Source organism: Pseudomonadota bacterium (genome assembly GCA_023229365.1).
GTDB lineage: Bacteria > Myxococcota_A > Polyangia > JAAYKL01 > JAAYKL01 > JALNZK01.
On sequence record JALNZK010000188.1, the window covers coordinates 1 to 7,593 of the forward strand.

The 7,593-nt window shown below is 69.2% G+C and carries 12 protein-coding genes; 6 read left to right on the forward strand and 6 right to left on the reverse strand.

Annotated elements, in window-relative coordinates; genetic code table 11:
- The coding region (locus tag M0R80_30255; GenBank protein MCK9463921.1) for a Rid family hydrolase at positions 1 to 179 on the forward strand (179 nt) is incomplete at its 5' end.
- A gap of 12 nt (positions 180 to 191) precedes the next feature.
- Here M0R80_30255 and M0R80_30260 read toward each other — a convergent pair.
- Positions 192 to 2,717, reverse strand: a complete 2,526-nt coding sequence (locus tag M0R80_30260; GenBank protein MCK9463922.1) for a hypothetical protein — start codon at positions 2,715 to 2,717, stop codon at positions 192 to 194.
- 160 nt (positions 2,718 to 2,877) lie between these two features.
- Between M0R80_30260 and M0R80_30265 the strand changes: the two genes are divergently transcribed.
- Positions 2,878 to 3,279, forward strand: a complete 402-nt coding sequence (locus M0R80_30265) for a hypothetical protein (protein MCK9463923.1) — start codon at positions 2,878 to 2,880, stop codon at positions 3,277 to 3,279.
- Positions 3,276 to 3,872, forward strand: coding sequence for a zeta toxin family protein (locus M0R80_30270; protein ID MCK9463924.1), 597 nt, complete (start codon positions 3,276 to 3,278; stop codon positions 3,870 to 3,872). Before M0R80_30265 ends, M0R80_30270 begins: the two co-directional genes overlap by 4 nt.
- A 17-nt stretch (positions 3,873 to 3,889) precedes the next feature.
- On the opposite strand, the gene M0R80_30275 is transcribed toward M0R80_30270, so the two are convergent.
- The 3 genes from M0R80_30275 to M0R80_30285 all read right to left on the reverse strand — a co-directional run bounded on the left by M0R80_30275 (position 3,890) and on the right by M0R80_30285 (position 5,351).
- Positions 3,890 to 4,540: a hypothetical protein gene (locus tag M0R80_30275; GenBank protein MCK9463925.1), complete on the reverse strand. Its 651-nt coding sequence runs from the start codon at positions 4,538 to 4,540 to the stop codon at positions 3,890 to 3,892.
- Between the two features lie 159 nt (positions 4,541 to 4,699).
- On the reverse strand, positions 4,700 to 5,119 hold the full coding sequence (locus M0R80_30280) for a PIN domain-containing protein (protein MCK9463926.1): 420 nt from the start codon (positions 5,117 to 5,119) through the stop codon (positions 4,700 to 4,702).
- Complete coding sequence (locus M0R80_30285; GenBank protein ID MCK9463927.1) at positions 5,109 to 5,351, reverse strand: CopG family transcriptional regulator; 243 nt, start codon at positions 5,349 to 5,351, stop codon at positions 5,109 to 5,111. The genes M0R80_30280 and M0R80_30285 overlap by 11 nt, the downstream gene beginning before the upstream one ends.
- A gap of 141 nt (positions 5,352 to 5,492) precedes the next feature.
- Here M0R80_30285 and M0R80_30290 point away from each other — a divergent pair, with 141 nt between their 5' ends.
- From M0R80_30290 to M0R80_30300, 3 genes are all read left to right on the forward strand, one after another.
- A complete protein-coding gene (locus M0R80_30290; protein ID MCK9463928.1) occupies positions 5,493 to 5,726 on the forward strand; it encodes a hypothetical protein in 234 nt (77 codons plus the stop codon).
- A complete protein-coding gene (locus M0R80_30295; GenBank protein MCK9463929.1) occupies positions 5,723 to 6,115 on the forward strand; it encodes a type II toxin-antitoxin system VapC family toxin in 393 nt (130 codons plus the stop codon). The genes M0R80_30290 and M0R80_30295 overlap by 4 nt, the downstream gene beginning before the upstream one ends.
- A 239-nt stretch (positions 6,116 to 6,354) precedes the next feature.
- Positions 6,355 to 6,741 (forward strand): DMT family transporter, encoded by a 387-nt coding sequence (locus tag M0R80_30300; GenBank protein ID MCK9463930.1) that lies wholly within the window; start codon positions 6,355 to 6,357, stop codon positions 6,739 to 6,741.
- A gap of 259 nt (positions 6,742 to 7,000) precedes the next feature.
- On the opposite strand, the gene M0R80_30305 is transcribed toward M0R80_30300, so the two are convergent.
- Both M0R80_30305 and M0R80_30310 read right to left on the reverse strand, forming a co-directional pair.
- Positions 7,001 to 7,288: a hypothetical protein gene (locus tag M0R80_30305; GenBank protein MCK9463931.1), complete on the reverse strand. Its 288-nt coding sequence runs from the start codon at positions 7,286 to 7,288 to the stop codon at positions 7,001 to 7,003.
- Between the two features lie 40 nt (positions 7,289 to 7,328).
- On the reverse strand, positions 7,329 to 7,593 hold a 265-nt coding region (locus tag M0R80_30310; protein MCK9463932.1), incomplete at its 5' end, for a hypothetical protein.

The window sequence follows — 7,593 nt, forward strand, 5'->3', positions numbered from 1 at the left end:
TGGGGTTCGGGAGCGTCGTGAAGGCGACCGTGCTGCTCGCGAGCATGGACGACTTCGCTCTGGTGAACGCGATCTACGCGAAGCGCTTCCCCGAGAACCCGCCGGCGCGCGCGGCGTTCGCGGTCGCGAAGCTGCCGCTCGGAGGCCTCGTCGAGATCGAGGCGATCGCGGCCGAGTAGCGCGGGGAGGTCCTACTTCAGCAGGATCGAGAGGAGCCCGCCGCGGGCCGGTCGCGCACCAGCGGCCGCACACGAGCATCCGGCGCTCGCCCTCACCTCGGTCGAGCCGTCGCCGGGGCCGCCGTCGTCGAGGCCGAACTCCACGGGACCGAGCATCCGGCCCATGACGCGCGCGGAGCCATAGAGCTCCGCCTCCTGGACGCACAGCACCCGGTCGCCAGACGCGGCGATCGCGAACTGCCTCGACGGCGGCGAGCCCGTGCCCCCCGGCCCGATCGGTGTCGGCTCGGCGACCACCGACAGCGCCTCGTCCACGGCCATGCCGAAGACCCCGTAGGTGTACAAGCCCTCGAACTCCGTCGGCACCGAGCCGACGGCCGCGATCACGATGCCGCCTCCCACAGCGACCGCCGCAGGCGCGACGACCTTTCGGTCGAACCCCGCGACGTCGCGGAGCGCCTCGGACACGTCGAAACCCGTCGCGTCCGACGTGTCCGCCGGAAACGCGATCGCCCGGAGCCGGCTCGTCGTGTCCGAGTCGTTCATCGTGTAGAACGCATAGATGCTCTCACCAGCCGATGCGAGCGCGTACTCTCCCGTGGTCCACTTGAGGAGCTCAATCGTCTCCTCGACGGGCTGCGGGTCGTCCGGAACGGAGACGTCGAACCGCCGCGCGCGGTGCTCACAGCTCCAGAAGCCCCCGCCCCCTCCCTTCGCCGGATCGGCTGTCGACGAGTAGCACTCTTCCCAGAGGACGAGCATCGTCGTGCCCGAAACGGCCGCGCGCACGTCCCAAAACGCGGTCCCGCCCTCCGGATCCACGGCTGCCGGGGCGCTGTGCAACGGCTCGGCCAGGAGCTGCGGAGCCTCGGGATCTCCCCAGAATGCACCCTTGAGACGTCGCCCGTCGGCGTACACCACGAACAACTCGCCGCCGAGCACGATTGGCGCGATCGGGGCGGTCTCCCAGTCTTCGTTGAGCGAGGGCACGAGCAGCTCCCCGCGGGAGAGCACCTCCCCGGTGGCCGGGTCGATCTTCGCGTTTCCGAAGGTCGTCGTGTTCGCATTCGGATCGTACCGCCCCCAGAGCGCGTACGCCGAGTCGCCCGTGTCGATGGTGGCGGCCAGGCTGGTCCGCAAATCCTTCGGCGCGATCCCGTCCACGATGGCGGTGGCCTCTTCCGCGAGCGGATCGATCCGGGCGCCCATGAACGCGTCTCCGGTCGTCGCGCGGTATCGCGTATCCCACCAGGCCGCGAAGAAGCCCTCCGAGGAGCCGGCCACCCTCGGCTCCCGCTCGTCGTTCGGCGCGGTTCCCAGCGGGACGGCGTCGGCGAGGAGGAGCCCAGTGGCGTCGAACCGCGTCCCCCAGATCTGCACGCTGCCCGTTCGCGAATCCTCCCAGACCGCGGCGTAGGCGCCGTCCCGGAACGCCACGCCGGGCGCGCCCTGCTCGCCCTCGGCCTCCGCGATCGCAAACCGCTCGGATACCTCGATCGACCCGCCCACGTCGAGTAGCACGCCGTAGACGTCGTCACTCGCCGAGCCCTCCCCCACGTCTTCCTCCGACCACACCACCGCCGCGCTCGCGCCCGCGCCGAGGGCCGCGACGCAGCTGCTGAAAATGATAACGCCCTCATCGGGGGATCCGTACAACACCACTGGGCCGGACGTCGCCCCGGACTCCGGATCCACGATCGCGGCGAACACCGCGGCGTTCGTCGCGACGTACCAATTCCAGACCACCACGAAACCGGCACCCGCCGCGACAAGATAGTTTTCAAGATGGTTCTCCACTCCCTCGAGGACGAAACCGTCCGGGTCCGGCACCGAACCGTCCCAGAGAACGCGCACCGCGCGCACCTCCTCGCCGTCGTCGAACGCGATCAGCGCGCCGTCCGCGTTCGCGGCGGAGGTCAGGTTGTGCACGTACGAGCCGGCGCTGCAGAGATCGAACCCGCTCTCCCCGTCCAGCAGCGCTCCGGTCGAGCCGTCGATCCGCGTCGCGTGGAGCGTCGGCAGCCCGGAATTTCGCACCCAGGAGATGAGGTAGTCCCCTCCGTAGGTCCCCGCGAGCGCGGCCAGAGGCACGCTTCCCCCGGCGTCCGGCGCCAGCGAGATCTTGTCGCTGATCGCCTCGCCCGTTTCGGCGTCGATCAGCAGCCCCATGAGGCAGCCGCCGCCCGATTCGCAGCTCGCGACGTCCACGTCGAGCACGAAGTAGGTCGCGCCGTTCGATTCGACGTGCAGGCTGGTCATCGTCCCGAACATCTCGAGCGAAGGCAGCCCCCCGGGGTCGAGCGGCGCGAGAGTCTCCGCGTCGAGGCGGGAGCCGGCGCCGTACCCCGCCCAGACGGCGAGGAAGCCTCCGTCGCTCGCCGCGATCTCCGGGAAGAGGAACGGCCAGCCGCCCGTGCCCGGAACCGGCTCGTCCAGTTCGAACGGATCGCCGACGATCAGCTGCGGCTCGGCCGACGCGATCCGGGCGAGCGCCAGGATCGACGCGAAGAAGATCGGTGCGAAAGCCGCTCTCGACATTTCGGAATCATATCACTCATTGACGGGCGGTGGGTTCGTGATCTGTTCGAGGAAGAGCACCGCGCCCGAGCAGCGGTCAGAGAGAACCGATCTTGACGTCGCTGTAGCATATCGCTACATTTGTAACCGTACGCTGTTTCGCACCGAACAGGAGGTCGTCATGGCGAGTTCATCCCCCCTGCGACTCGACGCCGAGCTGGTTCGGGCCGCAATCGCCGCGGCCAGGCTGCACAAGCGCAGCGCGCCGCGTCAGATCGAGCTGTGGGCCGAGATCGGCCGCGCCGTGGAGAGGAGCGTCTCCGCCGAGGATCTCCTGGCGGTTCGGGAAGGGCTGGCGCGGGTCGTGCTGGAGAGAGGAACTTCCGCCGTGGCGCCCGACGAGGTCTTCGCGCGGCTTGCCGACTCGAGCTCCCGTGGCGATCTCGCGGATCGCGTCCGCGAGGGCGACGTGCGCTACCAGGCGAGCCGCTCGCGCCCGGGCCTCCTCGAGCGCATCGACGCGGACGGCCGCCGCACTACCGGGCGGTTCGTGGCGGGCGAGTTCGTCCCGGTCGAGTCGTGACCGCGCACCCGAAGCAGCTTTGGCTCCTCGCGGGAGGCAACGGCGCGGGCAAGAGCAGCTTCCACCGCCTCTTCCTCGCTCCCCGTGGCGTCGCGATGGTGAACGCCGACAGGATCGCCCGCACGCTGAGCCCCGGCGCGCCCGAAGGCGCGAGCTACGACGCCGCCGCCCAGGCCGAGATCCTGCGGGACGATCTGCTCGCCCGCGGCGCCTCGTTCTGCCTGGAGACGGTGTTCTCGCACGTCTCGAAAGTCGACTTCCTCGCGCGGGCCAAGGCGCAGGGTTACCAAATCATCGTCGTGTTCATCCACGTCGAGCCGGTGGAGCTCAACCTGGCCCGGATCTCCCAGCGCGTCGCCGCCGGCGGCCATGGCGTGCCAGAGGAAAAGGTCCGATCGCGCCTGCCGCGAACCCTCGCGAACCTACGCCGGGCGATCCCGCTCGTGGACGACCTGTGGCTCGTCGACAACTCGAGCGCCGACGATCCGCTCCGCGTCGTGGGTCGAGTCGTCGACGGCGCGGTTCGCGAGCTCGCGCGGGGCGCCCCGGCCTGGGTCAAGAATCTCCTGCGCGGCGTCAAGAGTAAGAAGTAATATCAGATAGTTTTAAACTAAAACCTCATCGAGAACGCGAGGCCGGCGGCCGTCGTCCCATCGTGCCCCGGCGCGACGAACGGCGCAACGGCCGCGTCGGATATCGCCGTTCCGCCCCCCCCTGGCCTCGCCGCCTTCTCGTTGGCGCGCCTTGCGGCCCGGGGCACTGTCGCGAGGTCGATGATCACCAGCGCCGCGACCGCGGTCGCGGAGGCGATGGCGAGGGCGAGGAACGCCGTCGACTCGCCGCCGTGCTCGGCGTTCGCCTCGGCGCTCGAGCTCCCGGCGAACCCGGCGGTGAGCGAGGCGTAGGTGAACAGCGCCGTGGCGACGGTGAACGCCGTCCGCAGCGAGAGGCACCACCAGGCCTGCCTGCCGTTCCCGACCCAGAAGTGCCCGATGCTCGGGGCGACGGCGATCCCCAGGCCGGCGACCCCGGCGCCGACGCCGAACAGCGGCCCCTCGACGCCCGCCGCGACGCCGATCCCGGCGAAACCGAAACCGAGCGCCACCGCGCCGAGCATCGGCCCGGCGGAGATCCAGAACGCGCGGCTCCGATCGTATGGCGAGTCGGACGCGTCGGGCTCGGCAGCCGCGGGATGCGCTGCGAGAAGCGCGACGACCGCGGCGATGACGGCGAACGACAGTGCGATTCTCGAACGCTCCATGGTCAACCCCTCCTTTCGTTCCGCGAGACCCTAAGCGAAATGCGTGCCAAGGCGGCTCTTTGTGCCGATTCGAATGAAATCAATATGGTCGGCGATCGCGGCGATGCGGCAGGTGTCGCGGAGCAGGCACAGTGTGCCACGAGAAGGCGCGTCCCGCGCTCACCCGCGGAACGGATTTCGGACGAGGACACCTTCGTAGGTTTGGCCGTCCGCCAGATCCTCGCTCCAGAGGATCTCGGCGCCGAGCGCGGCCGCGGCGCGGACGATCATGGCGTCCCAGAACGAGATGCGGTTCCTCTGCGCGATGGCGAGGGCCATTACGACGTCGCCGGGAACCGGCGCGAACGCGGTCCACGTCGCGAAGTCGCGGACGATCTCCGCCGCCGCGTCGGGCGCGAGCGGCTTCGGGATCTTGCGGGTCAACGTCGCCGCGAGCTCCATGAGCACCTGCACGCTCAGGCAGCCGGAGCGCTCCGCGACGAGCCGCGCGATCAGATCCGAAGCCGCGGCACGTTTTGCGCCGGCGCTCGTGTCGTGCGCGTACACCAGCACGTTCGTGTCGACGAACTCAGCGCTCATGCACGTCGTCCCGGGTCCAGGTGATCGACCCGCAGGTCCCGAGGTCGAGCCCCTCGCCGACCCTCCGCTTGATGCGCCGGGCGGCGCGGTCCTTCTCTGCCGCCTCGTCGACGAGCCGCTCGACGAACGACGCGAGCAGCCCCGACAGGGATGATCCTTCCTCGACCGCCAGGTGCTTCGCCTTCTTCAGCACGCTGACGGGAAGTGAAATCGTGACGTTCTGTCGCCCCATGCTCACCTCACGGGTATTCGTGTTGCACGTATTTACGTGCTACACTGCCAAGTATACGTGTCGGACAGCGGTTCGTCAATGAACAGCTCTGCATGCAACTGGCATGTTGACTCTCGAGCCCAGCACCACTAAGCTTTTCTCATGTCCACCGTCATCCAGATCCGCAGCGTCCCCGAAGAGATCCACCGTCAGGTCGTCGATCGCGCGGCGCTCGAGGGCTTGACGATATCGGACTTCCTGCTCCGAGAGATCCGCAAGGCGCTCGCGAAGCCGCCCCGCGCAGAGCTGCTCGCCCGCCTCGCGGCCTATCCGGAGGTGGACGGCATCGGGAGCCGCGCCGCAGAGCTCATCCGGGAAGCGCGGGACGCGGAATGATCGTGATCGATGCCTCCGCCGCAGTGGAGCTCTTGCTCCACACCGACAAGGGCGAAAGAGCGGCTGCGCGGATCGCGGACCCGATGTGCGCGCTCTACGCGCCGCATGTCATCGATCTCGAGGTCGCCCACGCCGCACGAGGGCTGATGCGCGGCGGCCTCCTGACCCGCGAGCGGGGCGCCCTGCTGCTCGCCGATCTTCGCGCCCTGGATCTCGAACGTTGCGCCCACGACGTTCTCCTTCCCCGCATCTGGGCGCTCGCCGGCCACCTGACCGCCTACGACGCCGCCTACGTCGCGCTCTCCGAGGCGTTGGACGCGCCGCTCCTGACCGCCGATGCGCGCCTCGCGAGATCCGAAGGGCACAGGGCGCGGATCGAGCTCGTATAGCGCCATGCCACTCGACCCCCGCCGCCAAGGGCTGCTCGCCGTCCTCCTCGCCGCGCTCCTGTGGGCCGCTGGGGCGGTCGTGGGCAAGGGGCTGTTCGCCGAAGGGGTGACGCCCGCGGCGCTCGTCCAGGCGCGCTGCGTGATGGGCGCCCTGCTCCTCGGGCTCTTCCTCGCCCCGTCCGGCCGCCGCCGGCGTCGCCTGGGGGCTCGGCGCGGCCGCGCTGTTCGCGACCTACACGCTGCTCGGCGCCCGGCTCGTGGCGCGCTACGGCCCGCTCACGGTATTGTTCTACGCCCTCGCGATCGCGGCGATCCCGGTCGATCTCGTCGGGCCGCCGCTCGGCTTCCTCGCCGGGTTCGCGGCGCCCGCGATCGGGGCGAAGATCGTCTTCGTCGCGCTGCTCGGGACCGTCGCGCCGTTCGGCCTCTACTTCGCCGGCGTGCGGCTGCTCGGCGCGTCCCGCGCGTCGATCGCGGCGATGGCGGAGCCGGTGTTCTCGGCCGGGGTAGCGTTCGCGCTCCTCGGCGAGCTGCTCGAGGCGCCGCAGGTTGCGGGCGCGCTCGGCGTGATCGGCGCGGTCGTCGTGCTCGAGCGGTTTCGCGAACGCGCGGTCTCAAAAACCTGAATGCTGCGCATCGTCCCTGATCAGACAGGAAGGCGCCGGCGAGGGCTAGGAGCCTAGAGGCGGCGCGTAGGCGCCATAAACGTGTTTTGCTTTCGGCAAGTTGACATAACATCCGATCTGCGACAAAACTCCTACGCCTTCTGGACTATATCACAGCTCGGAGAACCCGCGCACAAACGTGTTCCACGCGCCGTGTTTCGCGATTTTTCGTGCTCGGGGCAGACGTCACCGTCGCCCATCGCGCGGCGTGACGCGGGGATCAGAAGTCGGCGGGAGTTTCTTCGAAAGGTTCGTCGAGCGCGGGCTCGACGTACTCCGGCAACTCGAGCTGCTCGGGCGGGGCGCGCGCCGGCTTCGCGACCGGCGGTTCGGTCGGCAGCTTGAGGTGGTCGAGGATCTTCGCGATGACCGCGGGATCTTCGATCATGGCGATGAGCTTCATTCGCCCGCCGCACTCGAGGCACGCCATCACGTCGTAGCCGAACGTCCGGCGCATCAGCTCGGCCCACGTGTAGTTGTGGGGGGGGAACGCGGGTGGATCCTCCAATGCGTGTTCGGCGCGAGCCTTCTCACTTGTCCGTGCGAGCTCACCCGCGGAGGATCTGCGCGGGCTGGGGGAAAGAGAACGCGCCATGAAGCTGTTCGCCACGAAGCACTCGCACGCCGTGCTGTACCTGCACTTGGTGTGGTCGACGAAGAACCGCGCCGCAGTCCTCGATCGCGCGCTCCTTCTCCGATTGGCGGCTTACGTCTCGAATCAGGAACGCCACCACTCCCGCGGAACCATCTGGCCGGAAGTGGAACCCGAGGACTGATTCCAGCCCGCGCAGATCCTGCGCGGGCTCCTTTGAG

Coding starts and splice junctions, on each gene's coding strand:
- M0R80_30260 (MCK9463922.1), bottom strand. CDS start 2,717: ATGTCGAGAGCGGCTTTCGCACCGATCTTCTTCGCGTCGATCCTGGCG.
- M0R80_30265 (MCK9463923.1), top strand. CDS start 2,878: ATGGCGAGTTCATCCCCCCTGCGACTCGACGCCGAGCTGGTTCGGGCC.
- M0R80_30275 (MCK9463925.1), bottom strand. CDS start 4,540: ATGGAGCGTTCGAGAATCGCACTGTCGTTCGCCGTCATCGCCGCGGTC.
- M0R80_30280 (MCK9463926.1), bottom strand. CDS start 5,119: ATGAGCGCTGAGTTCGTCGACACGAACGTGCTGGTGTACGCGCACGAC.
- M0R80_30285 (MCK9463927.1), bottom strand. CDS start 5,351: ATGGGGCGACAGAACGTCACGATTTCACTTCCCGTCAGCGTGCTGAAG.
- M0R80_30290 (MCK9463928.1), top strand. CDS start 5,493: ATGTCCACCGTCATCCAGATCCGCAGCGTCCCCGAAGAGATCCACCGT.
- M0R80_30295 (MCK9463929.1), top strand. CDS start 5,723: ATGATCGTGATCGATGCCTCCGCCGCAGTGGAGCTCTTGCTCCACACC.